The 26131-nt window shown below is 73.2% G+C and carries 20 protein-coding genes; 9 read left to right on the forward strand and 11 right to left on the reverse strand.

The features are described 5' to 3' along the window. Positions 1-20 precede the first annotated feature (20 nt). Together AB0L75_RS02245 and AB0L75_RS02250 are read right to left on the reverse strand one after the other, a co-directional pair. Positions 21-3464 carry a BTAD domain-containing putative transcriptional regulator gene (locus AB0L75_RS02245; RefSeq protein WP_365174107.1) on the reverse strand — a complete coding sequence of 1148 codons (3444 nt, stop codon included), beginning with the start codon at positions 3462-3464 and terminating at the stop codon, positions 21-23. Between the two features lie 90 nt (positions 3465-3554). Continuing rightward, positions 3555-4652 carry an AfsA-related hotdog domain-containing protein gene (locus AB0L75_RS02250; RefSeq protein ID WP_365174109.1) on the reverse strand — a complete coding sequence of 366 codons (1098 nt, stop codon included), beginning with the start codon at positions 4650-4652 and terminating at the stop codon, positions 3555-3557. A gap of 263 nt (positions 4653-4915) precedes the next feature. Between AB0L75_RS02250 and AB0L75_RS02255 the strand changes: the two genes are divergently transcribed. Next, positions 4916-5074, forward strand: a complete 159-nt coding sequence (locus AB0L75_RS02255) for a hypothetical protein (protein WP_365174112.1) — start codon at positions 4916-4918, stop codon at positions 5072-5074. Positions 5075-5113: 39 nt separating this feature from the next. Here AB0L75_RS02255 and AB0L75_RS02260 read toward each other — a convergent pair whose 3' ends face one another. Together AB0L75_RS02260 and AB0L75_RS02265 are read right to left on the reverse strand one after the other, a co-directional pair. Beyond that, entirely contained in the window at positions 5114-8203 is a 3090-nt protein-coding gene (locus tag AB0L75_RS02260) for a BTAD domain-containing putative transcriptional regulator (protein WP_365174114.1), read from the reverse strand. Positions 8204-8441: 238 nt separating this feature from the next. Further along, complete coding sequence (locus AB0L75_RS02265) at positions 8442-9311, reverse strand: 4-phosphopantetheinyl transferase (protein WP_365174117.1); 870 nt, start codon at positions 9309-9311, stop codon at positions 8442-8444. A gap of 205 nt (positions 9312-9516) precedes the next feature. Between AB0L75_RS02265 and AB0L75_RS02270 the strand changes: the two genes are divergently transcribed. Further along, on the forward strand, positions 9517-10101 hold the full coding sequence (locus tag AB0L75_RS02270; RefSeq protein ID WP_365174120.1) for a TetR-like C-terminal domain-containing protein: 585 nt from the start codon (positions 9517-9519) through the stop codon (positions 10099-10101). Continuing rightward, positions 10094-10810 carry an alpha/beta hydrolase gene (locus AB0L75_RS02275; protein ID WP_365174123.1) on the forward strand — a complete coding sequence of 239 codons (717 nt, stop codon included), beginning with the start codon at positions 10094-10096 and terminating at the stop codon, positions 10808-10810. The genes AB0L75_RS02270 and AB0L75_RS02275 overlap by 8 nt, the downstream gene beginning before the upstream one ends. Here the strand turns inward: AB0L75_RS02275 and AB0L75_RS02280 are convergent. From AB0L75_RS02280 to AB0L75_RS02290, 3 genes are all read right to left on the reverse strand, one after another. Continuing rightward, a complete protein-coding gene (locus tag AB0L75_RS02280; protein ID WP_365174126.1) occupies positions 10744-11553 on the reverse strand; it encodes an isocitrate lyase/phosphoenolpyruvate mutase family protein in 810 nt (269 codons plus the stop codon). The genes AB0L75_RS02275 and AB0L75_RS02280 overlap by 67 nt on opposite strands. Positions 11554-11693: 140 nt before the next feature. Beyond that, positions 11694-13418 (reverse strand): DUF2264 domain-containing protein, encoded by a 1725-nt coding sequence (locus tag AB0L75_RS02285; protein WP_365174866.1) that lies wholly within the window; start codon positions 13416-13418, stop codon positions 11694-11696. 68 nt (positions 13419-13486) lie between these two features. Continuing rightward, positions 13487-14542 carry a rhamnogalacturonan acetylesterase gene (locus tag AB0L75_RS02290; protein ID WP_365174128.1) on the reverse strand — a complete coding sequence of 352 codons (1056 nt, stop codon included), beginning with the start codon at positions 14540-14542 and terminating at the stop codon, positions 13487-13489. 202 nt (positions 14543-14744) lie between these two features. On the opposite strand from AB0L75_RS02290, the gene AB0L75_RS02295 reads away from it, so the two are divergent. Beyond that, the gene (locus tag AB0L75_RS02295) at positions 14745-16424 is read left to right on the forward strand and encodes a rhamnogalacturonan lyase B N-terminal domain-containing protein (RefSeq protein WP_365174131.1); all 1680 of its coding nucleotides are present in this window, start codon (positions 14745-14747) and stop codon (positions 16422-16424) included. A 52-nt stretch (positions 16425-16476) separates the two neighbouring features. Here the strand turns inward: AB0L75_RS02295 and AB0L75_RS02300 are convergent, their stop codons facing one another. Beyond that, positions 16477-17553, reverse strand: a complete 1077-nt coding sequence (locus AB0L75_RS02300) for a glycoside hydrolase family 43 protein (RefSeq protein WP_365174133.1) — start codon at positions 17551-17553, stop codon at positions 16477-16479. 156 nt (positions 17554-17709) lie between these two features. On the opposite strand from AB0L75_RS02300, the gene mmuM reads away from it, so the two are divergent. Continuing rightward, entirely contained in the window at positions 17710-18630 is a 921-nt protein-coding gene (mmuM, locus tag AB0L75_RS02305; RefSeq protein WP_365174135.1) for a homocysteine S-methyltransferase, read from the forward strand. A gap of 110 nt (positions 18631-18740) precedes the next feature. Here mmuM and AB0L75_RS02310 read toward each other — a convergent pair whose 3' ends face one another. Beyond that, positions 18741-20309 (reverse strand): carboxylesterase family protein, encoded by a 1569-nt coding sequence (locus AB0L75_RS02310; protein WP_365174138.1) that lies wholly within the window; start codon positions 20307-20309, stop codon positions 18741-18743. Between the two features lie 562 nt (positions 20310-20871). Between AB0L75_RS02310 and AB0L75_RS02315 the strand changes: the two genes are divergently transcribed. The 4 genes from AB0L75_RS02315 to AB0L75_RS02330 all read left to right on the forward strand — a co-directional run bounded on the left by AB0L75_RS02315 (position 20872) and on the right by AB0L75_RS02330 (position 24532). Continuing rightward, on the forward strand, positions 20872-21885 hold the full coding sequence (locus AB0L75_RS02315) for a hydroxyacid dehydrogenase (RefSeq protein WP_365174140.1): 1014 nt from the start codon (positions 20872-20874) through the stop codon (positions 21883-21885). Between the two features lie 359 nt (positions 21886-22244). Next, positions 22245-23303 carry a substrate-binding domain-containing protein gene (locus AB0L75_RS02320; RefSeq protein WP_365174143.1) on the forward strand — a complete coding sequence of 353 codons (1059 nt, stop codon included), beginning with the start codon at positions 22245-22247 and terminating at the stop codon, positions 23301-23303. A 48-nt stretch (positions 23304-23351) separates the two neighbouring features. After that, positions 23352-23984 carry a VOC family protein gene (locus AB0L75_RS02325; protein WP_365174145.1) on the forward strand — a complete coding sequence of 211 codons (633 nt, stop codon included), beginning with the start codon at positions 23352-23354 and terminating at the stop codon, positions 23982-23984. A 146-nt stretch (positions 23985-24130) separates the two neighbouring features. Continuing rightward, positions 24131-24532 (forward strand): VOC family protein, encoded by a 402-nt coding sequence (locus AB0L75_RS02330; RefSeq protein ID WP_365174148.1) that lies wholly within the window; start codon positions 24131-24133, stop codon positions 24530-24532. Here AB0L75_RS02330 and AB0L75_RS02335 read toward each other — a convergent pair. Both AB0L75_RS02335 and AB0L75_RS02340 read right to left on the reverse strand, forming a co-directional pair. Continuing rightward, positions 24515-25240 carry an AraC family transcriptional regulator gene (locus AB0L75_RS02335; protein WP_365174151.1) on the reverse strand — a complete coding sequence of 242 codons (726 nt, stop codon included), beginning with the start codon at positions 25238-25240 and terminating at the stop codon, positions 24515-24517. The two genes, AB0L75_RS02330 and AB0L75_RS02335, sit on opposite strands and share 18 nt — an antisense overlap. Before the next feature lie 71 nt (positions 25241-25311). Further along, positions 25312-26073: a VC0807 family protein gene (locus AB0L75_RS02340; protein ID WP_365174153.1), complete on the reverse strand. Its 762-nt coding sequence runs from the start codon at positions 26071-26073 to the stop codon at positions 25312-25314. Positions 26074-26131: the final 58 nt, after the last annotated feature.

Below are 26131 nucleotides of genomic sequence, written 5' to 3' on the forward strand. Positions count from 1 at the left end.
GAGTTCGGTGCGGGCCGGGGTCAGCCCGGTACGGGTTCCCTGATGAGCCAGACCCCGGGGCGGGCCTCCAGCGCGGGCGGTTCCGCGGGCGGCTCGGCGTGTTCGGCGTACTGGGTGTGTTCGGCGTACTGGGTGTGTTCGGCGGCGGTGAGGTCGCGCAGGATGCGGCGGGCGGTGCGGTGGCCGTAGTCGAGCCAGCGGGCGTCGCCGAGCCGCTCGGCCGCCTCCGTGAAACGGGTGAACCCCCGCAGCGCCTCCGGCAGCCGCCCCGCGGCCAGGTCGGTGAGGGCGAGGCCGCGCAGCGCGTCGGTACGGCTGCGCTCGTCGCCCCCGGTGGTCCCGTCCGGCCCCACGGGACGCAGCGCCCGCCGGTACAGTGCCTCGGCACCGGCCAGGTCCCCCACGCTCAGCGCACTGTCGGCGAGCCCCACCAGGGCCCGGCCCGCCTCGGTGCCCCCGGCGGCGAGGTCCGCGTACGCGAGGGCCTGCCGGTAGTGCGCGGCGGCTTCCTCGATACGGCGGCGCTGCCAGGCCAGGTCGCCGAGCGAGCGCTCGACCCCGGCGAGCACGTCGGGGCGGCGGGCGCGGCGCCCGGCGTCCCGGGCCGCGCGCAGCAGTTCCGCCCAGGCGTCCCAGTGTCCGACGGCCTCCAGATAGCCGCTCGCCGCGTTCGCCAGCCGCCACACCTCGGGCCACAGCCGGGCGGCGTGGGCGTGTGCGGCGGCACCGGTCAGGCCGGGCAGGGCCGCGGCGAACCAGGCCGCCGGGTCACCCGCGACGATCCGGGCCGGGTCCAGCCAGCCGGGCGCCGCCTCCGGCGCGGGCTCGTCCGCCGGTCCACGGCCCGGTGCGAGCAGGCGGTCGGCGTGGCGGGCGATCGCCGCGCTGGCGGTGGCCAGCCCCCGTACGGCGGACCTGCGGCTCTGCGCCGTCTCCTCGGTGTGCAACAGGTCCAGCGCCAGGGCGCGTGGCAGCGGATGGCAGCCGTACCACGGCTCGGCCGCGCCGTCCGGCCGATGGGGCGTCAGCAGGTGGACGGCGGTGAGTTCGGCGGCGGCGCCGGCGGCGCGGACGGGGTCGGTGCCGAGCAGGGCGGCCAGCGTCCACAGCGGGAATCCCTGGCGCGGGGCGAGCGCGGTGAGCCGGAAGGCCCGGCGGGCCGGAGCCGACAGCGGCCGGCAGGCGCCGAGCAGACGGGCCCTGAGATCGGGGGCGTCCGGTTCCCGGGTGGGCAGGTCGAGCAGGGCGCCGGGCTCCGCGAGCGCGTCGGCGAGAGTCCGCGGGGTCCAGTGCGGCCGCTCTACCAGCCGCACCCCAGCGGCCCGCACGGCAACGGGCAGTCCCCCACAGGCACGTACGACTTCCCGCAGGGCTTCGGCATCGGAGGCTACGGGTGCGGGCTCGGCATCGGGGGCTACCGGTCCGGCCTCGGCATCGGGGGCTGCTACTGATCCGGGATCGGCTTCGGGTGCTGCGGGCGCGGGCTCGGCTTCGGCAGCTCCGGGTGCGGGCTCGGCGTCCATGACTCCGGGTGCGGGCTCGGCGACACGGACTCTGGGGCTGAGCCCAGCATCGGCAACTCCGGGGCGGGCATCGGTAACGACGACTCCAGACGCGCGCTCGGCACCACCAACTCCGGAGCCGCACCCAGCATCGGCAACTCCGGGCCGAGCACCGGTGACAACGACTCCCGGTCCGGGCTGAGCATCAGCAACTCCCATCCCGGCCCCGACATCGGCGGCTCCGGGGCCCGGCTCGGAGTCTGTAGCTCCGATGCCTGCCCTGGTATCGGCGGCTCCGGGTCCGGTCGCGGCGCCGACGACTCCCGGTCCCACCTCGGCGCCGCTCCCCAGCCCTTCGCCGTCGACGCCGCTGGATCCGGGAGCGCGCGCGGCGTCGGCCGCGAAGGTTCCTGGGCCGAGTCTGCGGGAGCCTGCCGCAGGCGAGGAACCCGGCCCGGTGCACACCGCGGGATCCCCGGAACCGAATTCGGTGGAACCCATCGCGGATAGAGAGTCCGAGCCGACCTGGGCCAAGGCACCTGCAGAGGCGTCTTCGGAGGCCGGTCCGGCGTGGCGCGTCGTACCGCCGGACGCGCCGCCACCGGAACGGGCCGGGGCGCTCTCCGTCATGGCCGCTGCGGCCTCCGGGCTGAGTACCGTCCGCAGCAGGCGTTCCGCTTCCGCCGGGCGGAGGGGGTCCACCGTGAGGCGATGGGTTCCGTCGGGGCCGGTGAGGGTGTGGCGGGTGGTCACCAGGAGGGTGTTGGCGGCGAGGAGGCCGGTGACGGCGGCGAGTTCCGCTTCCGCGTCGGGGCCGTTGAGGCCGTCCAGGACCAGCAGGCGGCGCGGCGCGCGCAGCGCCTCCGCGACCCGGTGCCGTACATCCGCGCCCGCACCGTCGGCCGCGCCGGGGCCGAGGCCGCGCAAGATCGCTCGCAGGGCGCGACCGGGGCGGTCCTCCTCCGCCATGGCCGACGCGAACACCGCACCGCCGGGGAACGCGCCCCCGTGCCGGTGCGCGAGTTCGAGGGCTGCGGCCGTCTTGCCCACGCCGGTCATCCCGGTGAGCAGGACCACGGCCGGGCCGGAGCGGGTACGGTCGGTGAGCAGCGCACCCGCCTCCGTCAGCAGCCGCTCCCGGCCGACGAACTCCCATGCCCGATCCGGCAGTCGGGGCCGGTTGCCGGGGCCCCGGTCCGCCGCCGGGGTGGCGAGCAGCGCCGGGTCGGCCTTCAGGATCCGCTGGTACAGCCGGCTCAGCCCGGGCCCGGGGTCGGTGCCGAGTTCGTCGGCGAGCAGGTGGCGCAGCCGGTCGTAGCGGTGCAGCGCCTCCCCGGGCCGCCCGCAGCGGTAGAGGGCGACCATCAGATGGGCGTGGAAGATCTCGCGGTAGGGGTGTTCCGTGGTGAGCGCGAGGAGTTCGCCGACCAGCGCGGCATGCCGGCCGAGCCGGAGTTCGGCGGCGATCCGGCGCTCCAGCACGGTCAGCCGCTGTTCCTCCAGCCGTACGGCCGCCGCGGACAGCAGCGGACCCTGCGGGACCCCGGAGAAGGCCGGGCCGCGCCACAGCGCGAGGGCCTGGCCGAGCCGGTCGGCGGCGGCGGTGAAGTCCTCGGCGTCGTACGCCTGCTGGCCCTGCTCGGCGAGCCGGGCGAAGACCTCCAGGTCGGTGTCGCCGGGCGCGCTGTCCAGGCGGTAGCCGGGCGGTACGTGGACCAACGGCCGGACCGTGGAGCCGGGTTCCGGCGGCAGCAGAAGGGTGCGCAGCTGGGAGACGTACACCTGGAGCACACCGGACGCCGAGCGGGGCGGCTCGTCGGGCCACACCTCGTCGATCAGGGTGCTGCTGGGCACGACCTCCCGGGCGCGCAGCAGCAGGGTGGCGAACACCGTGCGGACCTTTCCGGCCGTCGGCGTGGCCGGTTCGGCCTCCAACGGCCCCAGCAGGCGGTAGCGATTCATGTCCCCCGTCTCCTCGTTCTTCTCCGGCGCGTTCTCCGGCGCGTTGTCCCATGGCCCGGCCGTGCGCGGCGACCCTCCTGCGGGCCGCGCTCACCCGTCCCGGACGACGGTCATGCGGATGTGCCCCACCTGGTGGGTGCGCTGGGTGAGCTGGACGTCGACGAGCAGCGCGGGGTGTCCGTCCGGTGCCCGGTGCGGGGCGCGGGGACGAGCCCGCAGGTCGAGCCGGAGGGGCAGGTCGGGTTCGGCGAACCCATGGAAGCGGGCCTGCCACTCCGTCAGCACGCAGGAACCGGCGGGCACCGCGCGCTCCCGCTGTGCGAAGAGCACGGCGGCCTGGCGGGTGGCCTCCATCAGCACCAGGGAGGGCAGATGGTCGCCGACGCCGTGGATGTGGCCCAGCAGGAGGCCGGGGTGCGGGCGGACGTATGCGACCAGCGTGTCCGTGGTGTGCCGTGCGCCGGTCAGCAGCACGTCGCGGGGGTCGGTACGGGCCACGTCCCCCGGACCGACCGGGGAACCCGCTCCCTCCAGCCCTTCCAGCCGATCCAGCCCGTCCAGCTCATCCAGCTCATCCGGTCCGCCCAGGGCCCGGGAGCGGCCCTGGGCGCGGCGCAGGCGGTACACGCCCGGGGTGAGGAACACCAGCCGGGCGCTCGCGGTGCCGCACGGGACGTCGGCCACGCGCAGTCCGGCCCGGCACACCAGTCCGCGGGGCACGCCGCCGACGACGTCGACGGGATCGACGCTCAGGTCGAGGTCCAGCTGGGCGGGCAGGGCGCCGCGCCGCCAGGCGTCGGCGGGGTCGAGGGCGAGGGTGGCCTCGGCGAAGGCGGTCTCGCGGCGAGCCGGCACGTCGAAGTGCTGGTGCGCGACGAAGAGGGCCATCTTGCGCAGGATCTCGACGGGGACGCACGGATCGTGGCAGGGGCCGGTGCCCTCGGCGAAGGGCGGTGAGGGCAGCGGCAGCACGGTGGCGAGGCCGAACTCCTGGCGGACCGGCCCGGCCGTGGCGGGGGCGCCGAGCGCGGGGCCCGGCCGGTGCACGAGGTGGTGCAACGGCTCGGGCTCGCGGGCGATGACTTCGCGGGCCACGGTTTCCCGGGCGCTGGTCTCTCGGGCGCTGGTCTCTCGGGCGCTGGTCTCTCGGGCGCTGGTCTCTCGGGCGATGACGGGGTCTGTGCGCATACCGGCAGTGTGGGAAAGGCCTGTTCCGTTCCTGCTCCGGCGCCGGGAAGAGGAGCGGAGCGCTCCCGGTACGCCTTCGGAACAGGTCACGGCGAGGGTGGTGGCAGCGACCCGGGCCCGGCCATGGCTGGAACCGGCGCCCGGGGCCCCGCGCCCCGGATGCCGGTACCGCCGTGGCGCGGGGCGACCCCACTCGGGTTCCCGCCGGCGAGCCGGCCGTACGCCGGCCGTGCTCCCGCCGTTCACCGACCCAAGGAGGACCCGTGTTCAAGCGTGCCGTCATCGCCCTGCTGGCCGTCGCCGCCGTGCTGCCGTTCGCCTCCGGCTCCCACGGGCACTCCCCGGCCGGGTACGGCGTGGTCGCCGACCCCGGGATGGGCTACAAATCGCCGACCGTCGCGGCATCGGTCGTCCGCGGCTGACCGCAGTCAGCCCTCAGCCAGCCCTTGGTCAGCCCTCAGTCAGCAAGTCCTCAGCAACCCCCGCGGTACCCCCATCGCCTCGAAGTGAGCCCGGGCCAGTTCCCGGTCGGTCCGGGCGCGGGCGGCGTCGCCGAGGGCCTCGTGCGCGTCGGCCCGGCCCTGAAGGGCGAGCGCCTCCCCCAGGCGGCGGCCGATGCCGCTGGCCAGGGTGTACGCCTCCTGGAAGTGGTCGAGCGCGGCCTCGAACTCGCCGCACACCCGGTACACCAGTCCGGCGGCGGTGTGCACACGCGAGGAGAGGAACGGCGAACTCTCCATGCGGTCCAGGCGCAGCGCCCGGATGACGTGTTCCCGTGCCTCCCGGTGACGGCCCGCGAAGGCGAGGAGTTCGGCCGAGCGGGCGGCCAGCTGGGCCAGCCGTGGCCGGGTGCGGTGCCGGGCGACGAGGTGCTCGGCCTGGGCCAGCGCCGCGAGGCCCGCCTCCAGCCGGCCGAGGCCGGCCTGTGCGTGGGCCACGTTGAGCAACGCGTCCACCTCCAGGACCTCGTCCCCGGCGCCGCGCATCAGGTCGACGGCCTCGTCCGCGGTACGGGCGGCCCGCTCGTAGTCGCCGAGGACCCCGCTCGTCCAGCTGATGTTGTACAGAGCGATGCCGACCCGGCGGGGATCGCCGAGCGCCCGGTGCATCTCCTCGGCGAGTTCCAGCAGTTCGAGCCCCTGCCGGTACTCGCCCAGCTCGCCGAGGAAGACGCCGATGCCGCGCACGCAGATGGCCTCGATCTCGGCGTTGCCCACGCTCCGGGCCAGTTCCCTGTTCTGCCGCAGGACGGCGATGCCCTCCCGGTAGCGGCTCAGCCCCCACAGCGCGATGCACAGCTCGGTCTGGTTGTCCAGCAGCGGCCCCGTCTCGCCGAGCGCACGGGCGAGGACCACCCCGCACTCGGCCACCTCCAGGTGGTCGTGCAGGTTGCCGTTGACTCCGAGAAACGCGCCGAGCGGCCTGACGAGGGACAGCCCCTCCCGGGACAGACCGGTGTCGCAGGCGAGCCGGAGCAGCGCGACGAGGTTGCCGCGTTCCCGGTTGAACCAGTCGACGGCCTGCGCGGACCCGGCGAACCCGGCGAGCCACGAGCTGCCGTCGTCACCGCCACCGCCACCGCCACCGCCACCGCCACCGCCAGTGTGACTGTCACCGTCACCGGCCCGCTCGTCCTGCCTGCGGTACAGGACCCGCTGGGCGGCGTGCACCGTGTCGCCGTAGTGCCGCAGCAGCCGGCGGCGGGCATCGTGGTCCTCGGCGTGCGTGGACCCGTCCGGCAGCACCCGGACGAAGCTGCGGACCAGGTCGTGGAAGCCGTACCGCTCCTCGGTGCGCTGCTCCAGCAGGTTGACGTCGACCAGCGCCTCCAGGTGCTCCTCTGCGGTGTAGTGGTCGGCGCCGAGGAGGGCGGCGGCCGCGGTGATGTCGAGGTCGTCGCCGGGGAAGAGCCCGAGGAGGCGGAAGGCGCGCCTGCGCTCGGCCTGCATGGCGTCGTACGACAGCCCGATGCTGGACTCGACGCTGCGGTCGCCCTGGCTGAGTTCGGCAAGGGTGCGCTCCCGGTTGCGCAGCCTGCGCACGAGGTGGCCGAGGGTCCAGCGGGGCCGGTCGGCGAACCGTCCGGCGGCGATGCGCAGGGCGAGCGGCAGCCGCCCGCACAGGCCGATCAGTTCCTCGGCGGCGGCCGGGTCGGCGGCGAGGCGTTCGGCGCCGAGGGTGCGGGCCAGCAGTGCCCGGCAGTCCTCGGGGGTGAGCGCGCCCACGGCGAGAGCGGCGACCCCGTCGAGGCCGGCGAGCCGGCTGCGGCTGGTGACCAGGACGAGAGAGTCCGCGGAGGACGGCAGCAGCGGCCTGACCTGGGCGGCGTCGGCGGCGTTGTCGAGGACGACGAGGAGGCGCAGGCCGGCGGTGGTGACCCGCCAGAGCGCGATCCGGCTCAGCGGGTCCTCGGGGATGCGTTCGCCGGGGATGCCGAGGGTGCGCAGCAGTACCTCCAGCGCCCTTCCGGAGGCGAGGGGTTCGCGTCCGGGCGAGAAGCCGGCCAGGTCGATGTAGAGCTGGCCGTCGGGGTAGCGCTCGCGCAGGCGGTGGGCGAAGTGCACGGCGAGCGCGGTCTTGCCACTGCCGCCCATCCCCTCCAGCGAGACGATCTTGAGGTGTTCGCCGCTCTGGTCGTGGGTCCACTTCTCCAGCAGCCGCAGTTCCTCCTGGCGTCCGGTGAACCCGGGCAGGTCGTACGGCAGGGAGTTCGGCGGTCCGCCGACGGGTACGGGGGCCGGCCGGAAGGCGTCGGCGCGGGCCTGCTCGGACAGCGAGGAACGCAGGCCGAGGGCGGGGCTGTTGCGCAGGATGTCCTCGTAGAGGCCGCTGAGTTCGGTGGAGGGGTCCACACCGAGTTCGTCGGCGAGCTGCCCGCGGATGTCGGCGTAGGTCTCCAGGGCCTCGGCCTGCCGCGCCGAGCGGTACAGCGCGAGCATCAACTGGCCGCGCAGCCGCTCGTTCAGCGGATGGACGGACACGAACCGCCGCAGGTCAGGGACGAGTTCGGAGCCGGCGCCCTGGTCCAGCCGGATGGCGTAGAGCTGTTCGGCGGCCGTGGTGCGCTGGTCGTCGAGGGCGGTCGCGGCGCTCTGTACGGCCAGTCCGCCGAGCCCGTCGAGGGCGGGGCCGCGCCACAGGCCGAGCGCCTCCTCCAGGAGCGCGGCGGTGCCCGCGCTGTCGCCGCGCCGGCCGTCCCGGGCCTGCCGCAACAGGGCCCGGAACCGCAGCGAGTCCAGCTGGTCGTCGCCGACCGTGGTGCGGTAGCCGACGCCCTCGGTGCGGATGAGTGCCGCGCCGCCGGGGATACGGCGGCGCAGCTCGGCGACGGTCTTGCGGATCTGCTGGGCCGCAGTGGCCGGCGGGTCCTCGTCCCAGACGGCCTCGGCGAGATGCGAGGCCGGCACGACCCGGTTCGGTTCCAGCAGCAGCGTGGCCAGCAGCCGCTGCTGTCTGAGGCCCCCCAGTTCCAGGGGCCGGTCATCCGTACGCACTTCCAGCGGGCCCAGCACGCGGAACACCGCTGGGCCCTGCTCCCCCGTTTGCGTCATGCTCTCCGTCTCCAGGTCCCGAGGGCCTGCATCGACCGACATGGCTCGACGGCGGGGGACATCGAGTCGCCGTGCGCCGGCATACCGCGCTGTACGTCGACGCGCACCGGGACCGACACGCTCTGACACCCCCGTGGATCCAGTCGACCCGCGTGTCACGGTCCGCGCGTGATCGTAACCTCAGTGCGACGAAGGAAGCCGGGGGCGCCTGCCACTTGAACAAAGGTTTACCGGCAGGCTAGTTGCCCTTCTCCGAGCCGGAGGGAAGCCGGGAAAGTTCCGCGGGCCGGTGCGGCGCGGCGTGCCGCCACGCGGTGAGGTCGGCGCCGAAGGTGCGGACCCGCGGCGGCAGTTCGCCGGCCCGGCGCAGGGCCACGGCCGCCGACACGCCGGCTCCGGCGGGGACCGGCAGCAGCGACCAGCTGTCGACGCGGGCGAGCGGGGTGCCGTACCCGGGGCCGGGGCCTACGCAGATGGTGCCGCGGTCGGCCTCCAGACCGTTGTGCGAGCCGCGCAGGTAAGCCTCCTTGCGGGTCCAGCAGTTGAGGAGGGCGGCACCGCGGCGGCGCGGCGGCTGGACGGCGATGGCGAGCCGTTCGGCCGGGTGCAGCTGGGGCGCCAGGGTGTCGGCGTCGAGCAGTCCGGCGTCCCACGGCTCGCGCTCCTCGGCGGCGATCCCGACGGGGGCGGCGGCCAGCGCGCAGACAACGGTTTCGGCGGTGTGGTCCGTGGAGAAGTGCAGTCCCGGCACTTCCGGCAGCACCTGTCTGCCGTGCCGCCCACGGCACGCGGCGCACCGCTCGCGCACGGGGCGCACCAGCTGCGGCGGCAGTCCGGCGCACGCGGCGAGCAGCAGCCGGAGGGTGACCTCGGCGAGCAGGACGCGGGGGCGCAGCCGGGGGTGCACCCCCCGGTCCAGACGCCGCGTCGCGTCCGGACCGAGGAGGTGCGCCGACCGTTCGGCCTCGGTGCACTGATGGGGTGACACCGGCACCAGCCAGACGTCCACCTGCCCGGGGGGCGGGCAGTAACCGGACACCGGCAGGGGCGCCGCCCGGGGGAACAGCGGCGCCCGCCGCACAGGCCTCGTGTCCGTCGTCGACGTCATACGGCACCACCTCGCACCGAGAGTTCCCGAACAGGCCGGAAACACCGTGCGCCCGAACGCTGCAGAACGGCTTCAGGCCAACTTCCTGGTATACCTAGCCTGTAACCTAGAGGCTCTAGGATCAGACTCCAGGATCGAGAGTCCGGAATCGAGAGTCCGGAATCGAGACTCCGGGATCGCTCAGGATCGAGAAAGGCAGGCTCCCATGGCCCGAGCGGGCCTCACCGCGGACCGTGTCGTCGCGGCCGCCGCCGAACTCGCCGACGAGGCGGGCTTCGAGAACGTCACCCTGACCGCGCTGGCCCGCCGCTTCGGTGTGAAGGACGCGAGTCTGTACTCGCATGTCCGGGGCCTTGCGGACCTGCGCACGCGGCTCGCGCTGCACGCGGGCGGCGAGCTGATCGACCGGATCGCCGTGGCCGTGGCCGGCCGCGCGGGCAAGGACGCGCTGGCCGCCTTCGCCGGTGCCTACCGCGCCTACGCCCTGGAGCACCCCGGCCGGTACGCGGCCACCCAGATCCGCATCGACCAGTCCCTGATCGCCGGTTCCGCCGCGATGCGCCGCACCGCCGAGATCACCTACGGCATGCTGCGCGCCTACGGCCTTCAGGAGCCCGACCTGACGGATGCCGTACGCCTGTTGCGCAGCACCTTCCACGGTTACTGCGCCCTGGAGTCCGCCGGCGGCTTCGGCGCCGACCGGGACGTACAGGCCTCCTGGGACAAGGCGATCGACGCCCTGCACCTGGCCCTCACCCATTGGCCGCGGGAGACGAGGAAAGATGACTGAACCGCTTCACTACGACGTTTCGGGCCATGGCCCCGTGCTGCTGGTCCTGCCGGGCGGGGCCGGACATCCGATGGGGCTGGGGCCGCTGACCGAGCGGCTGGCCGCGCACTTCACCGTGGTGACGCACGACCCGCTCGGGCTCGCCCACGGCCGGCTCGGCGTGCCGGTTCCCGAGCAGCGGGTGGCGGACTGGAGCGAGGGCGCGCACCGGGTGCTGGAAGCGGTGCTTCCGGCGGGCGACACCGCGTACGTACTCGGGACCAGCTCCGGTGGCATCGCCGCCCTGGACCTGCTCGCCCGGCACCCCGAGCGGCTGGCGCACGTGGTCGCGCACGAACCGCCGTGCGTGACGGTGCTGCCGGACGGGGCGCAGCGGCGGGCCGAGCTGATCGGCCAGCTGGACGGCGCCGGAGGCCCGCCCGCGGAGGGCGAAGCGGCCACCGCGTTCGGGGTCTTCCTGGCGTGCGTACTGCGCCCGTTCACCTCGTATCTGCCGTCCTTCACCGCGGCCCCGGGCGGCCTCACGCTCGCCGCCGGCGTCGACGCGCGCGGCCAGGTGCTCCACCGGACCGCCACGGTGCTCGCCAGGCAACTGGGCGCTGCGTTCATGGAGTTCCCCGGCGGACACCTGGGCGCGGTCGATCATCCGGTGGCGTTCGCGGACCTGCTCACCGACACGCTGCGCTCCAGTGCGCGGACCTCGGCGTAGGTGGGCGTGGCGCCGCCCGGAGTGCGCCCTGCGGCGATGTCGGCCGCCGCGTCCAGGGCCGCACCGAGTGCCCGCCGGTAGAGCAGCGAGCCCAGGCTGACGCGGCGCACGCCGAGGTCAGCCAGCTGGGCGACGGTCGGCCCGGCGGGCGAGTAGAGGATGTTGAGGGGCACGTCGAGCCGCCGGACGAGCGCCTCGATCCGCCGGGGGTCACTCAGTCCGGGCACGAACACCCCGTCGGCCCCGGCCTGTTGATATGCGTCGAGCCGCCGCAGGGTCTCCGTCTCGTCGCCGTCACCGGACCAGTACGTGTCGGTGCGGGCATTGACGAACAGGCCGGGCACGGCAGCCTTCACCGCGACGATCTTCGCCGCGAACCCGTCGCTCGGCCCCAGCCCGTCCTCCAGATTGACCCCGGCCGCCCCCACGGCCCACAACTCCCTGGCCAGCTCGGCCACTTCGCCGGGCTCCCGGCCGAAGCCGTCCTCGGCGTCGACGGACAGCAGATAGGGCTCCGAGCCGAGGGTCAGGGCGAGGTTCAGCGTGTGCTCCCGGGTCGCGCCCGCACCGTCGGGCAGACCGGCGGCCGCCGCCACGGCCAGGCTCGTCGTACCGATCGCGGGGAAACCCCGGGCGGCGAGCGCGGCCGCCGAGGCATGGTCCCAGGCGTTGGGCAACAGCAACGGCGCGCCGGGCCGCTGGTGGAGTTCGGCGAACGTCGTCACGGTGGGCTGTACGGTCATGAGGCCACGCTAGGCACGGAATGCTTCGGCATACGGCGAACAATGTGCGCGGCCTCGGGACCGCACCACCGGAAACCACCACCCTCACCTGGGCCTGCGCACCCGTCACCCTGTCCTGCGCGACCGCTCTCACCAGTGCGTCACCCACCACGACGAGCCTGAGCATCGCCCGCCTCAAGCCGTGAGAGCCGGCCGTCCGCAGTCATGAGAGCGAAGGCGCTCTCCGCGCCGGACGCCCAGCGGACGCTCACCTCGTGGTCCTCCTCCACCCGCACGGACACCAGGTCTGCGAGCGGCCGGGCGTCCGGCTCGCCGGTGAGCCGGGCGAGCGCCACGAACAGCGTGGCCTCGCCCACCCCGGTCTTTCCGGTCAGCTCCGCCGACAGGCCCCACACCGGCAGGAGTTCGGCCCGGAGCCCGTCCGGTGCCGCCCATCCCGTGACCCGCACCGGCGTCCCGGGCTCGGCCCCGGCCACGAGATGGGCACGCACCTCCACCGCGCCCTCGGCGACCACCAGACTGGTGACGGTGATCCCGTCGCGCACGGTGTGCCGGGACGCGATCCACCCCTCGCCCGTGCCGAGCGGCTCGATCTCCGTCCGGCTCGGATCGCCGCCGACGATCACGCTGTTGTCGTACGACACGTCGGGCACGGTCGCGGTCGAGTAGGCGAACCGGGTGTAGTAGGGGTCGTAGCGGACGTCGTCGCTGCCGTGGTTGTGCAGCCGCACCAGTCCGTCCGAACGCGTGGACTGCAACAGCCAGTTGGGGACCGGTAGGGAGTGCACCGCGTCGGCGCGCTCGGCCGGTCCCGGTTCCTCGGTCGCCGTCCACACCTCGTGCTCCGGCGGCAGCAGCAGCCCGAGGAACCCCTTACCGGCCCAGTACGGGGAGGCCGGGCCGGAGTAGTTCTGCACCAGCGACTCATCGGGGCCGAGCCAGCCCAGCGGGAGCAGACCGCGCTCGTCGACCGCGCCGCCGTCGAGGAAGTACCGCAGCGCGCCGGAGGCAAGGCGCCGTGTCTCGCCGGGGGTGAGGGGGGTCTGGCCGGCCAGCGCGCCGAGCCAGAGCGGGGCGGTGGTCGCGAAGCGGTAGGTCAGGGAGCGGCCCTGATGGAGGGGGGCACCGTCGCCGCCGAACAGGCGTGCGTAGTCGGCGAGATGACGTGACAGCCGTCGGCCGTACACGGAGAGCAGTTCCCTGTCGTCGGCCAGCCACGCGTGGAGGACAGTGTACAGGTGCATCGCCCAGCCGTTGTAGTAGTCGAACTTGCGGCCGTCGCCGTCGGTGTACCAGCCGTCGCCGAGGTACCAGCCCTCGATCCGTTCCAGGCCGCGGTCGATCGCCTTGCGGGCCGCTTCCGGCCGGTGGCCGATCTCCTGGAGGAAGCCGCCGACGGTGACGGGGAACAACTCCCAGTTGCACGGCCAGGGTTCGGCGCTGAGCGCGTCCGCCAGCCAGTCGGCGGTGCGCTGCCGCACCCGGTCGTCGAGCCGGTCCCACAGCAGCGGCCGGGTCAGCCGCAGCGCGAGGGCGACGGACGCGGCCTCGACGAGCGGCTGGCTGCGGTGCTCGATGCGCGGCCACACCCCGCCGGGCCCGGTCGCGAGGCCCTCGGCATAGCGGCCGAGCGCGGTCTCGTCGCGGCGGAAGGCGGCCAGCAGCAGCGTACGGGCGTACCCCTCCAGACCGTCGGAGAGGTGGCCCGCATGGCTCACATGGTCGCCGGGGAGGTGGTAGAGGGCGCGGTCGGAGGTGGCGTAGGGCGCGACGGCGACCAGCAGGGCGTCGGCGGCGGCCTCCCAGTGGGCGCGGGTGTAACCGGTGTACGGGCTGGACTCGCGGTCGTCGGCGGGCAGTTCGATCACGGCGGTGGCCGTCCTTCCTGGCGGGGCCTGGGGCGCCCCGGTTCCGGTCGGGACGCCCCAGGGGTTCATCCCATCCGCACGGCACCCTCGGGCACCAGGTGCAGGGCGAGCAGCCCCTCGCGCACCAGGCCCGCGTAGACGGTTGCGCCGTGCACGGAGGTGTGCGTGTTGTCGCGCTTCTCGTCGTAGAGGTAGATCGCCTTGGAGCCCTCCGGCCCGAGGGACTCCACCAGCGTCTTCGTCTTCGCCGTGAGGTCGATCAAGGGGACGCGCGCGGCGGTGGCGACGGAACGGATGACGGCCGGCAGATCAACGCCGAGACCGTTCACCAGCAAGGCGGTGTCGTTGTTCAGGGTGCCGTCGGCGTTGAACCAGCGGCGGACGATCGGGGTGACGAGCACCGGTTCGCCGCCCCGGTCCCGGATGCCCGTGACGAGGGTCTCCAGGTTGGCCCGGTAGGTGGCCTCGTCCGTGGTCTTGTCGTTGTGGGCGAGCTGGACGAGCACGAGGTCGCCGGGGTGGATCAGCGGCTGGACGGTCCCCCAGAGCAGGGGGTTCGCCAGATAGGTGACGGTGCTCTCGCCGGAGTCGGCGTAGTTGGCGACGGACAGGCCCTTGCGCAGATACTGCGGCAGCTGCTGGCCCCAGCCGGAATAGGGGTCGGCGGGCTGGTCGCAGACGGTGGAGTCGCCGATCAGGATGATCTGGCGGGCGTGCCGGGCCGGGGTGAGCCGGATGCCGGCGAGGGCGGGGGCGGAGCCGCCGAGGGTCAGATCCAGGCCGGGGGTTCCGTCGGGGCCGGTGGGCTCGCCCTCGGGGGTACGGACGTTGACGGTGAAGCTGCGGGTGAGGTGTTCGCCGGCCGGTACGGCGGTCTCCGGGAGCAGCGTGCGGCGGGTCTCTCCCGTGATGCGCGTGCTGGACGCCGTCCCGCCGCCGAGCCGGACCGTCACGTCGTACGTGCCCGGTGGGACGTCGAAGTGACAGGCGGTGTCGGTGCATGCGGCGTTGCCGTACGGCCGTCCGCCGTGTGCCCGGGCCGGGGTGGGGGCCGCCGCCAGGGTGACGCACAGGGTGACCGCCGTCAGTACGGCGCCGCGTGCTGCGCCAAGACGTCTCACTCGTACTCCTCGGGCCGTCGGGCGGGCGGTCGGCAAGGTCCGGAGACTGGACCGTACCGCTTCGGACAAGCGCTTTCTAGCCTTCGAAGAAAAATAACTCATTCGTCAACTTCCCCCGCGCGAAAGCCCTTTCGCGAAGACGGTTCGACTGTCACCCTGCCAGACACCCGCACTCCCCGGACCTCCCGAAGGAGGCACCCCCATGTCCGGATCCCCGAACGGCGCGGTGGCCCGCCGCGCTTTCGTCCTCGGCACCGCTGCCGCCGCCGGTGCGGCGGCCCTCGCCGGCCCGCTCGCCGGCTCCGCGGCGGCGGCCGGCTTCGGCTGGAGCGACGACGGCTCGAACTACGTCGTCGACACCGGCGCGAACCTCGTCTTCAAGGTCAGCAAGACCAACGGCGACCTGACCTCGCTGGTGTACAGGGGCACCGAGTACCAGGGCTACGGCGGCAAGAACTCCCACGTCGAATCCGGTCTCGGCGCCTCCACCGTCACCCTGGCCCGGTCCGGCCCGACCATCCTGGTCTCCGTCGCCCACGGCACCCTGCGGCACTACTACGCGGCCCGCAGCGGCGAGAACAACATCTATCTGTGGACCGACAAGGCCGACTCCTCGGTCACGGCGACCCGGTACATCGTGCGCGTGAAGGCGGGCCTGTTCCTCAACGACGAACCGGACTCCTACACGTACACCACCAGCACCGTCGAGGCCTCCGACGTGTTCGCGAAGCCCGACGGCCAGACCCGCTCCAAGCACTACTCGAAACTGCGGGTCGTCGATTACGACTACACCGGCTGGACCACCGGCGGCGTCGGACTGTGGATCGTCCGCAGCAACCACGAGAAGGCCTCCGGCGGCCCCTTCTACCGCTCGCTGCTGCGCCACCAGGGCGCCGACGGCGGCGGCCTCTACGAAATCCTCTACTACGGCGAGAACCAGACCGAGTCCGAGCGGTACGGCCTGCAGGGCCCGTACGTCATCGCCTTCACGGACGGCGGTACGCCGTCGTCCGCGCTGTACCACGGCACCCTGACCACGCCGTGGGCCGACTCGCTCGGCATCTCCGGGTACGTTCCCGACAGCGGCCGGGGCCGGATCGCCGGCGTCGGCATCACCGGCCGGGACACGGCGTACGCGTACACGGTCGGCCTCGCCAACTCGGCGGCGCAGTACTGGGGTTCCGCACGCGCTTCCGACGGCTATTTCTCGGTGTCCAGGGTCCTGCCGGGTACGTACACGCTGACCGTCCACAAGGGCGAGTTGGCCGTGTACAGCACACAGGTGACCGTCTCCGCGGGCGCCACGACCATGCTCGACACCCTCGCCGTCCCCTCCTCCAACGACCCGTCCAACGCAAGCGCGATCTGGCGGATCGGCACCTGGGACGGCACGCCGAGCGGTTTCAAGAACGCCGACCTGATGACGTACGCGCATCCCTCGGACGTACGGGCCGCCACCTGGACCGGCAACGTGGTGATCGGAAGCGGTTCCGAGACCTCCGCCTTCCCCTGCTATCTGTGGAAGGACGTCAACAGCGGCCTGCTTATCTACTTCAAGCTCACCTCCGCCCAGGCCGCCACCGCGCACACCCTGAGAATCGGCGTGACGACGGCCTACGCCAACGGACGGCCGCAGGTCACCGTCAACGGCGCCTGGACGTCGCCGATCCCCTCCCCGCCCACCCAGCCGAGCACCCGGTCCCTCACGGTGGGTTCCTACCGGGGCAACAACCACACCTTCAGCTACAGCGTCCCGGCCAGTGCCTGGCAGACGGACACCAGCCAGTACAACGTGCTGAAGATCGACGTGGTGAGCGGCTCGGGAACCACGGGCTACCTCAGCGCGGGCACGGCCGCCGACGCCATCGACCTGCTGTCCTGAGCCCGGCTCAGATGCCGTGCGTCCACTGCTGGTTCGCACCCCCGTCGCAGGCCTAGGTGTCGGCGACGGGGATGCCGAAGTCCGGGGTGCCGTCGGGCTTCCAGCCGAGCCGCTGGATCCGGGTGTGCCGGTTGGGGTCGTGCAGGGGGTCTCCGGTGATCTCCTTGTACTGGCGGGCGTGATAGACGAGGACGTCGCTGCGGCCGTCCTCTGCGAGAGTGAAGCAGTTGTGGCCGGGGCCGTACTGGTGGGTGGTGTCGTTGCTGGTGAAGACCGGGACGGGTGACTTGGACCAGCTCCGGGCGTCCAGCAGGTCGCTGCCGGCGTCGGCGGTCAGCAGGCCCATGCAGTAGTGCCAGTCGGTGGCACTGGCCGAGTAGGTGAGGAAGACACGGCCGTTGCGTCGCAGGGCGTACGGCCCCTCGTTGACCTTGTATCCGACGCACTCCCAGTCGTACTCGGGGGTGGAGAGCCTCACCTGGGGGCCGGTCAGTGTCCAGGGGTTGGCCATCTTCGAGATCCACAGCGCGGTGTTGTTGTCCATGCCGGGCTCGTGCTGTGCCCAGACCAGATAACGGTTGCCGCGGTGCTCGAACGTGGTGGCGTCGAGGGAGAAGGTCTCCCAGGCGGTGCTGATCTGGCCTCGTTCCACCCAAGTCCCCCGGAGCGGATCGTGGTTGGCGTTCTCCAGCACCCAGATGCGGATCGCCCACACGTCCTCGGCGGGGGCCGAGGCGAAGTAGATGTACCACTTGCCGCCGATGCGGTGCAGCTCGGGCGCCCAGATGTGCGCGCTCATCGGCCCGGAGGTGTGGGCCCGCCAGATCACCGACTCGGCCGCTGTGGCGAGGCCGTTCAGCGTGCGCGAGCGGCGCAGGATGATGCGGTCGTATTCGGGAACCGTGGCCGTGAAGTAGTAGAGGCCGTCGGTGTGCCGGGTGATGTGCGGGTCGGCGCGCTGCCGGATCAGGGGATTGCTGTAGGGAACCGTCTTCTCGGCGTCGGGGGTGGAGGCCGCCGCCGCCCGGGCCGTGCCGGGAGCGCCGGCCAAGGCGCCCGCGGCCAGCGCGGCGCTCTTCAGCATCAGTCTGCGGCTGGGAATGTCGGGCAGGTCGTGGGCGCGGCTCATGCGGACTGCCTCTCGACGAGTAATTGCTCGATATTTCGAACATCATCTGTTATCCCGAACGCCGAAAAGGTAAGGGTGGGCCGTTGCGAGGTCAATGGGTCCGACGGGAGCGAAGGGAAAGCTCTTTCCGCGCTCGGGGTCGACTAGCGTCGTGACATGACCAGCAGCACCTCCCCCAGCCTCGCCCACGCCCTCGCCACCAGGACGGTCGTGCTCGACGGCGGCATGTCCAACCAGCTGGAGTCGGCCGGATACGACCTGAGCGACGAACTGTGGTCGGCGCGGCTGCTCGCCGAGCGCCCGGAAGCGATCACCCGGGCACATCTCGCCTACTTCCGAGCGGGCGCCGAGGTGGCCATCACCGCCAGCTACCAGGCCACCTTCGAGGGCTTCGCGCGACGGGGTGTCGGCCACGACGACGCGGCGCGGCTGCTCGCACTCAGCGTGGACCTCGCCCGCGAGGCGGCCCGGCAGGCCAAGGACTCGGGCATCGAGCGGCCGCTGTGGGTGGCGGCCTCCGTCGGACCGTACGGGGCGATGCTCGCGGACGGCTCCGAGTACCGGGGCCGGTACGGGCTGAGCGTCGCCGAGCTGGAACGCTTTCACCGGCCGCGCATGGAAGTGCTGGCCGCCGCCGCGCCGGACGTCCTCGCGCTGGAGACGGTGCCGGACGCCGACGAGGCCGCCGCGCTGCTCGGAGCGGTGCGCGGGCTGGGGGTGCCGGCCTGGCTGTCGTACACGGTCGACGGTCGGCACACGCGCGCCGGGCAGCCCCTGGAGGAGGCCTTCGCCCTGACCGCGGACGTGGACGAGGTGATCGCGGTGGGCGTGAACTGCTGCGCGCCGCAGGACGTGGTCCCCGCCGTGGAAATCGCTTCCAGGATCACCGGCAAGCCGGTCGTGGTCTATCCGAACAGCGGGGAGGCCTGGGATGCCGAGGCCCGGGCGTGGACCGGGAGTACGACGTTCAGTGCCGGGCAGGTCAGGGCGTGGCGGGAGGCGGGCGCTCGGTTGATCGGGGGGTGCTGCCGGGTGGGGCCGGAGGGCATCGCGGCGATCGCCGCCGCCGGTTTGTGAGGATCGCGAAATCGCCGTGGTGGGCCGGGCCTTGGACGACGACTGCGGCTCCGCACGGTGGCTGGTCGCGCCCCCCTTCGCCCCCTGCCTTTCTGGCTTTTGAGGCACCGTCAGCGGCGTCTGGCGCCTACCGAGCGGCGCAGGCGTCGTACCGCTGCCGCCAGTTCCGCTCCGGGAGGCCGGGGGTCGGCGGCCGGTGCGGGTTCGGGGACGGTGGCGGCTGTCGACCAGAGGGCGAATTCCGCATCCCGTGGGCCGTATGAGGTGTATGGCATACCGTCACCGAAGATCCGTGCGGGATGGGACGCGCCCCAGGGCTCCCAGCCGGGGTCTCCGGTCGTCGCGAACCGCACCCAGGCGCCGTGCATCGCATCGCACAGCTCCTGCGGGGCGCCCTCGCCGGCCAGCTTCTTCGATTCGGGTGTGGCGCCGGAGTCGAAGACGAAGCCCAGTTCCAGGGCGTGGCAGGCGCCGAGGGAGGGGAGGCGGGACGGCCAGGCGAACTCGTAGAGGTACGAGGCGCCCGGGCGGGAGTCGGCGAGGCGGTGCAGGGGGATGCGCAGCAGATGATCGGTGACCATCTGGCCGACGATCTCGGCGGTGCCCGCGTCGGGGTGCAGCGCACGGTAGCCGCGGGGCACCTCGTGTCCGGTGCGGCAGCGGGCCATGGCGCCCGCCAGGGAGACAGGGCCGAGCCGGTCGACGTGTTCGAGCAGTCCGCCGGGCACCAGCCACAGCCGGTACTCGTCCCGGGTCCAGCCCATCAGCAGCTCCACGCCCGGGGCGGCATCGCCGTCGATGAGGGCCTCGAGGGGGTCGCGGGGGACGAGGTCGTCGTCGACGACGATCCCGAAGGCGGGTCCGCCGAGCACCGGGCTGCTGAGCCGGCCGACTTCGGCCTGGGTGCGCAGCAGCAGGTCGCGGTCGACGGCGGCGAAGGCCTCGGCGGTGGCAGGGATCTTCAGGCGGGCGGCCATACGGCGCACCATCCGCCGTACCCGGTCGCGGTCGGAGGCCTCGGGTGGGCCGCTCTGCAGCACCGCCCGCCGGATCAGGCCGCGGGTCTGGGGCGCGGCGAGCAGGGTCCCGGCGCTGATGGCGCCGGCCGACTGTCCGCACAGGGTGATCCGGTCGGGGTCGCCGCCGAAGGCGCCGATCGCCTCGTGGACCCAGCGCAGGGCGGCGAGCTGGTCGCGCAGGCCGGGGTTGGGCGGGGCGTCGGGGAAGAGTCCGTAGCCCTCCACGCCCAGCCGGTAGTTGATCGAGACGCAGACGACGCCGTCCCGGGCGAAGGTACTGCCGTCGTAGACAGTGACGGCGGAGGACCCCCTGGTCAGGGCGCCGCCGTGGATCCAGAGGAGGACGGGGAGCCGGGCGGCGGGGTCCGGCTCGGGGGTCCATACGTTGAGGTTGAGGAAGTCGTCGCCAGGGATCTCGGGGTCGGACAGGTACTGGGCGAACGCCTCGGAGTACGGCGGTTTCGGCGCGGTCGGGCCGAAGGCGCCGGCGTCGCGTACGCCGTCCCAGGGCTCGGGCGGCTCGGGCGGCCGGAACCGACGGGGGCCGACGGGCGGGGCGCCGTACGGAATGCCCCGGAACACCGCGATCCCCTTCTCGTACCGGCCGCGTACGGCCCCGTGGGGCGTCCTGACCACGGGGCCTGTCTGGTCTGCCGTCATCGCCCACCAGCCCTTCGCCGTGCTCCCGCGTCCTTCACAGCCGCGCTGAGTGCACCGTTCACATCAGAGCATCACAGGGTGCGGAGGTATTCCGGCGCACAGGCCCGGCGCTGGGCCGTTCGGCGTACGGCGGTTACTTGGCGTACATCAGGGTGCCGAAGTGGAGCATGGCCCGGGCGGGGCGGACCTGGCCTCGGAAGGCGGAGGATACGGCCGTCTGGGACGCTGGGCGCGGTTCCGGCCAGTGCCCCAGGTGGAGGCGGCGAAGGGGACGTCGGAGTCGAGCTAGCCCTTCACGGTCTCCGTCCGTACGTCGGCGGCCTTTCGACCGGCAGGGACCGCGGCCTCACATGGCCAGGCGCAGCCCGGACACCGTCCCCAGCTCACCTTCATACCGTCACCCGAATCCGTAACTTGCCTCTCAGCCCGGCGCTTTCACTCGCCATGTGGCGGAGACGACCAGCCCTTCGGTCACCCGCCCCACCGATTGCCTCCCGCTCAACGCCAGAACTAGCGTAGAAGGCGCTTTCCGAACCGTTTCCCACAGTGCCTCAGGAGGGTCATGCCCAGCGCCCAGTTGCCCAGGGCCGTGTTCGCCATGGATCCGGTGCATCTCCCCCTGCTCTTCCCTCCGCCGCTCATGGCCCGGTTGCGGCAGACGGCCGAGATCGATCCCGCGCTCGTCGTGCGGAACCCCGCCGACCGTGCCGCCGCCGCGTCGCTGGCCGGTGCCGAGGTGCTGATCACGGGCTGGGGCTGCCCCGGACTGGACGCGGACACCCTGGCCGTGGCGCCCCGGCTGCGAGCGGTACTGCACGCCGCCGGATCGGTTCGCTCGCTGATCGGCGACGCCCTGTGGGAGCGCGGGATCGCCGTCTCCAGCGCGGTCACCGCCAACGCGCTGCCCGTCGCCGAGTACACGCTCGCCATGATCCTGCTCGCGGGGAAGGACTTCTTCACGCAGCGCGAGCGCTACCGCACCACGCACACGCCGCCCTCCCCCGCCGAGACGTCGGCCATCGGCAACGTCGGCCGCCGGGTAGGAGTCGTCGGCGCCTCCCGGGTGGGCCGTCGGCTGATGGAACTGCTGCGGCCGTTCGACTTCGAGGTCCTGCTCCACGATCCTTACGCAAGCGTTTCCGAAGCCGCCGCGCTGGGGGCCGAACCGCTGCCTCTGGAAGACCTGTTGCGGCGCAGCGACATCGTCACCCTGCACGCGCCGGACATCCCCGAGACCCACCACCTGCTCGACCGTGCGCGGCTCGCCCTGATCCGGGACGGCGGGGTGCTGATCAACACCTCGCGGGGCGCCCTGGTCGACCACGACGCCCTGACCGAGGAACTGGTGTCCGGCCGGCTCCAGGCGGTCCTGGACGTCACCGAGCCCGAGCCGTTGCCGGCCGGATCGCCGCTGTACCGGTTGCCGAACGTCGTCCTCACTCCGCACATCGCCGGCTCTCTCGGCAATGAGCTGGAGCGGCTGGGACGAGTGGTCGTCGACGAGCTGGAACGGCTGGTCGCGGGGCTGCCCCTGGCCCATGAGGTGCGGCTCTCGGACCTGGTGCGGGTCGCGTGACGGAGGTTGTCCACCGGCACGGCCGGTGATGAGGGGACTTCGTCCACTCGGCGCTGCAGCCCTCAGCTGCAGCCCTCAAGTGACGGCGTCCACAGCCAGACCCGCCCCGCGCCCGCGCCCGCGCCGAGCACCCCGTAGCCGGTTCCACCCGCCGACTGGCCCCGCCCGCCCGCTCTCCCGATGTTCGGAGTTTCGAAAGTCCCGGCCGCCCGTCATCCCGTGAATTCCCATGTCTTCACGTCGTGTTGACGCGCATCTATCGTAGGAAGCGCTTTCTGTCTGCTCGGTGAGCAGCCCACGCAAGCAGCGTCGGTCGCAACTTTCGCTGGCCCAGGGGCGGGCCGGAGAGGCGGTTTCCTGTGGTCCGTACGGGGAGTGTGCGCGTGCCGGTCGGGCCGACGCTGGCTGTGGTGGCCCGGGAGGCGGGGGTGTCGGTGCCCACCGCGTCGAAAGTGGTCAACGGCCGGGAGGACGTGGCACCGGAGACCCGTCGCCGGGTCACCGAGGCCCTGGACCGGCTCGGCTATGTGCGCCGGCCCCGCTTCGACACCGCGAAGACGCCGGGCCTGGTCGACCTGGTGGTGCACTCGCTGGAGAGCCCATGGTCGGGTGCCGTGCTGCACGGGGTGGAGGCGGCGGCGTACGAGGCGGGCCTGGAGGTGGTGGTCTCGACCGGGCTGCCCCGGCCCCGGAGCGGCCGGCCGGAGCGGGGCTGGTTGGACAAGCTGACGGCGCGGGGCTCCTCGGGCGTGCTGTTCAACCTGGCGGAGCTGTCGCCGTCGCAGTACGCCTGGCTGGACCACCATCGCATCCCGTACGTGCTGATCGACCCCGCGCACGAGCCGCCCGCCGGGGTGGCCTCGGTCGGGGCGGCCAACTGGCAGGGCGGGGTGAGTGCGACCGAGCATCTGCTCGGGCTCGGTCACCGGCGGATCGCGGTGATCGCCGGGCACCGGCGCTCGATGTGCGGCAGCGACCGGGTAGCCGGTTACCGTTCCGCTCTCGCCTCGGCCGGGGTGCGGCACCCCGCCGATTACATGCGGTACGCCGGCTTCGACGTGAGCGCGGCCCGGCTGCGCACGCACGAACTGCTGGACCTGCCCGAACCGCCGACCGCTGTGTTCGTGTGCTCCGACCGGATGGCCCTCGGGGTGTACGAGGCGCTCGCGGAGCGGGAGTTGAGGGTGCCGGGCGATGTGAGTGTCGTGGGCTTCGACGATCTGCCCGAGGCCCGCTGGGCCGCCCCGGCGCTGACCACCGTCCGCCAGCCGCTCGGTGAGATGGCGGCGACCGCACTGAGGCTGCTGGTGCGGCTGATGCACGGGGAGCACCCGGAGAGCACGCGGACCGAGCTGTCGACCCGGCTGATGGTGCGCGCGAGCACGGCCGAACCGCCTGGCGAGCGGCCAGCCGCCTGACACCAACTCCCTTGAAGCGCCGGGTTGGTGACCGTAGCCTCGCCGGGCATGAACGCCGTTCCCCCGCTCCTGGACCATCTCGTCCTCGCCACGCCCGACCTGGCGGCGACGGTCGCCGACTTCGCGCAGCGGACCGGGGTGATGCCCGTGCCCGGCGGTGCGCATCCCGACCTCGGCACGCGCAACCATCTGGTGGGGCTGGGCGGCCGGAGCTATCTGGAGATCCTCGGACCCGACCCCGAGCAACCCGAGCCTGCCGAACCACGGCCGTTCGGGGTCGACCAGCTGGCCGGGCCACGCACGCTGACCTGGGCGATCAGTCCGCCACACCTGGAGTCGGCGATCAAGACGGCCCGCGCGCGGGGTTACGACCCAGGGCCCGTGCACCCGATGAGCCGCCGTACGCCGGACGGCACGGTGCTGCGGTGGCGGCTGACCGACGGCGGCCACGCCCATCCCTCCGGTCTGGTCCCGTTTCTGATCGACTGGGGCAGCTCCCGCCACCCGACGTCCTCGGGCCTGCCGGTCACGCCGCTGCTGGAGGTGTCCGCCACGGCACCGGACCCGGAGGAGGTGCACGGCCCGCTCGCGGCCCTGGGCACCGGGCTGGCACTCACCACGGGACCGGTTTCGCTCTCCTTCACCGTGAACACGCCCAACGGGCCGGTCACCTTCGGCTGAGGCCCGGGGCGCGGGGCGCGGGGCGTAGCCACGGTCGGCTGACCTCGGACAGGCCAACGTGTGCAGAAGCAGGCAGCGCCCGATGCCGGCCGAGGGTGTCCGATTTCTTCAAGACCGGTCGGTTGCTGTCCGCCTACGGTGATCGCATGACTGCACGATTCGCCGTGATCGGCGTGGTGGCCTCCGACCTGGCCGCCTCGCTCGCCTTCTACCGCCGCCTCGGGCTGGTCTTCCCTCCCGGTGCCGAGGAACAGCCGCATGTCGAGGCCGAGTTGCCCGGTGGGCTGGTGCTCGCGCTGGACACCGAGGAGACCGTCCGTTCCTTCCACTCCGGCTGGCGGCCGCCCGAGGGCGGTGGACGCGTGGGGCTCGCCTTCCGGTGCGACTCCCCCGCCGAGGTCGACGCCCTGTACGAGGACCTCGTGGCCGCCGGGTACCACGGGGAGCTGAAGCCGTGGGACGCGTTCTGGGGTCAGCGGTACGCCAGTGTGCACGACCCTGACGGCAACGGCGTCGACCTGTTCGCCCCGCTACCCGCCGCCGAGTAGCTCCCCGAGCGGCAGGCCCGTCAACTCCCGTACCTCACGGGAGAGATGGGGCTGGTCGGCGTACCCGGCACGGATGGCCGTCTCGGCGTACGTCGTCCCGGAGCGGGCCAGCGCCAGCGCCCGTTGCAGGCGCAGGATGCGGGCCAGGGTCTTGGGGCCGTAGCCGAACGCGCTCAGGCAGCGGCGGTGCAGTGTGCGGGTGCCGATGCCGAGTTCGGCGGCCGTGGCGGACACCGGGCAGCCCTCGTCCAGGCGCTCCACCAGCCGGTGCAGCAGCGGATCGGGAGCCGTGGTCCGCGCGGCCCGGTCCAGGGCGATGTCCTCCAGTGCCGTGGCCGGGTCGGGCGCTGCCTCGACCCGCTCGCGCAGTCGCCGGACCCGGGCGGCGGGCCACAGGTCGGACAAGTCGACCCGCAGATCGCGCAGTTCCTGCGCGGGTACGCCGAGCAGCGCGGGCGCGGTTCCCGGGAAGAACCGGACGCCTGCCCAGGAGCGGGGCGGGCCCTCGGGGCGGTAAGGGCCGGTGTCGGGGCCCGCCACCAGCAGCCGGCCCTCGCTCCACAGCAGGTCCATGCAGCCGTCGGGCAGCACGAGGGGTCCGCCACCTGACCCTTCCGGGCCGTCCGGGATGTCCGGGCCGTGCGGACCATCCGGGACGTTCGTCCATACGACCGCGCCCCTCAGCCGGGACGCCCGCTCCGCGTACACGTGTGCCAGCCTACGTCGGTGGCGCACCCCGGCGTCCGGCGTGCGACCGTCCGGTGAGTTCGGGCGACGGGTCACGGGACGCGGCGAGACCGGCGTGGTTCGCCGAACAGCCGGAGGCCGTGGCGGGTGCGGAAGCGCCGGGCGTAGACAGCGGTGGCCGTGGCGGTCAGGGCGAGCAGCAGGAGCGAGAGGACCCGGGCCAGGAGCGGCACGATGTCGGTGGGCAGCGTGGCCGCGGCGAGTGTGCCGAGGCCGCCGTCGAGCAGTTGCTCGGCGCCCCAGAGCATGGTGAGGACGCACAAACCTCGGCGGAACTCGGCGGAGTCCTGCCATGTCCGGGCCCGAGTCCGGGCCGCCGGGCCCCGGTGCAGTCGCTGCCCGAGCTGGAAGGCCAGCGGTCTTCCGGTGAACGCGGTGCCCAGCACCCAGCCGCCGACCGCGAGGGACAGCGCCGCGTCCTTGAACAGCAGGATGCGAATGCTGCCACCGATCAGTGCGGCCACTGCGGCAGCGGCCAGCAGCACCGTGAAGAACAGGTCCACCCCGTCGATCCGGCGCTGGCGCACCGCACCGGTCACCAGCCGCAGGGCGGGGGGCGCGCCGCTGAGCAGCAGCGCTGGGCCCTGTCCTGCACCGAGGGCACGGGCCGCGTAGTAGACGAGGAGCGGCAGGAGGATGTCGACGGCGATCGAGAGCAAGGGGCCGTAGGCCGTGCCGCCTTTGCCGGACCCGCCGTCCACACCGGCCCCCGCGCCCGGCCGTCGTACCCGACCCGTCGCCTCTGCCGCCTCCGGTGCCTGTGCCGCATTCGCCACGCCCGCCGCATCCGCCATGTCCTCCGCCTCCCTGCCCTCGGCCGGACGGCGCCGACCTGCGGAAAACGCTAGGTCC

Origin of the sequence: Streptomyces sp. NPDC052101, assembly GCF_040680235.1 — a bacterium.
GTDB lineage: Bacteria > Actinomycetota > Actinomycetes > Streptomycetales > Streptomycetaceae > Streptomyces.

Bases quoted from the DNA above. Each gene is read 5' to 3' on its own strand.
- AB0L75_RS02260 (WP_365174114.1), bottom strand. From the start codon at position 8,203: ATGACGCAAACGGGGGAGCAGGGCCCAGCGGTGTTCCGCGTGCTGGGC.
- AB0L75_RS02310 (WP_365174138.1), bottom strand. From the start codon at position 20,309: ATGACGGCAGACCAGACAGGCCCCGTGGTCAGGACGCCCCACGGGGCC.
- AB0L75_RS02280 (WP_365174126.1), bottom strand. From the start codon at position 11,553: ATGACCGTACAGCCCACCGTGACGACGTTCGCCGAACTCCACCAGCGG.
- AB0L75_RS02295 (WP_365174131.1), top strand. From the start codon at position 14,745: ATGTCCGGATCCCCGAACGGCGCGGTGGCCCGCCGCGCTTTCGTCCTC.
- mmuM (WP_365174135.1), top strand. From the start codon at position 17,710: ATGACCAGCAGCACCTCCCCCAGCCTCGCCCACGCCCTCGCCACCAGG.
- AB0L75_RS02270 (WP_365174120.1), top strand. From the start codon at position 9,517: ATGGCCCGAGCGGGCCTCACCGCGGACCGTGTCGTCGCGGCCGCCGCC.
- AB0L75_RS02265 (WP_365174117.1), bottom strand. From the start codon at position 9,311: ATGACGTCGACGACGGACACGAGGCCTGTGCGGCGGGCGCCGCTGTTC.
- AB0L75_RS02340 (WP_365174153.1), bottom strand. From the start codon at position 26,073: ATGGCGGATGCGGCGGGCGTGGCGAATGCGGCACAGGCACCGGAGGCG.
- AB0L75_RS02330 (WP_365174148.1), top strand. From the start codon at position 24,131: ATGACTGCACGATTCGCCGTGATCGGCGTGGTGGCCTCCGACCTGGCC.
- AB0L75_RS02250 (WP_365174109.1), bottom strand. From the start codon at position 4,652: ATGCGCACAGACCCCGTCATCGCCCGAGAGACCAGCGCCCGAGAGACC.
- AB0L75_RS02300 (WP_365174133.1), bottom strand. From the start codon at position 17,553: ATGAGCCGCGCCCACGACCTGCCCGACATTCCCAGCCGCAGACTGATG.
- AB0L75_RS02325 (WP_365174145.1), top strand. From the start codon at position 23,352: ATGAACGCCGTTCCCCCGCTCCTGGACCATCTCGTCCTCGCCACGCCC.
- AB0L75_RS02245 (WP_365174107.1), bottom strand. From the start codon at position 3,464: ATGAATCGCTACCGCCTGCTGGGGCCGTTGGAGGCCGAACCGGCCACG.
- AB0L75_RS02275 (WP_365174123.1), top strand. From the start codon at position 10,094: ATGACTGAACCGCTTCACTACGACGTTTCGGGCCATGGCCCCGTGCTG.
- AB0L75_RS02315 (WP_365174140.1), top strand. From the start codon at position 20,872: ATGCCCAGCGCCCAGTTGCCCAGGGCCGTGTTCGCCATGGATCCGGTG.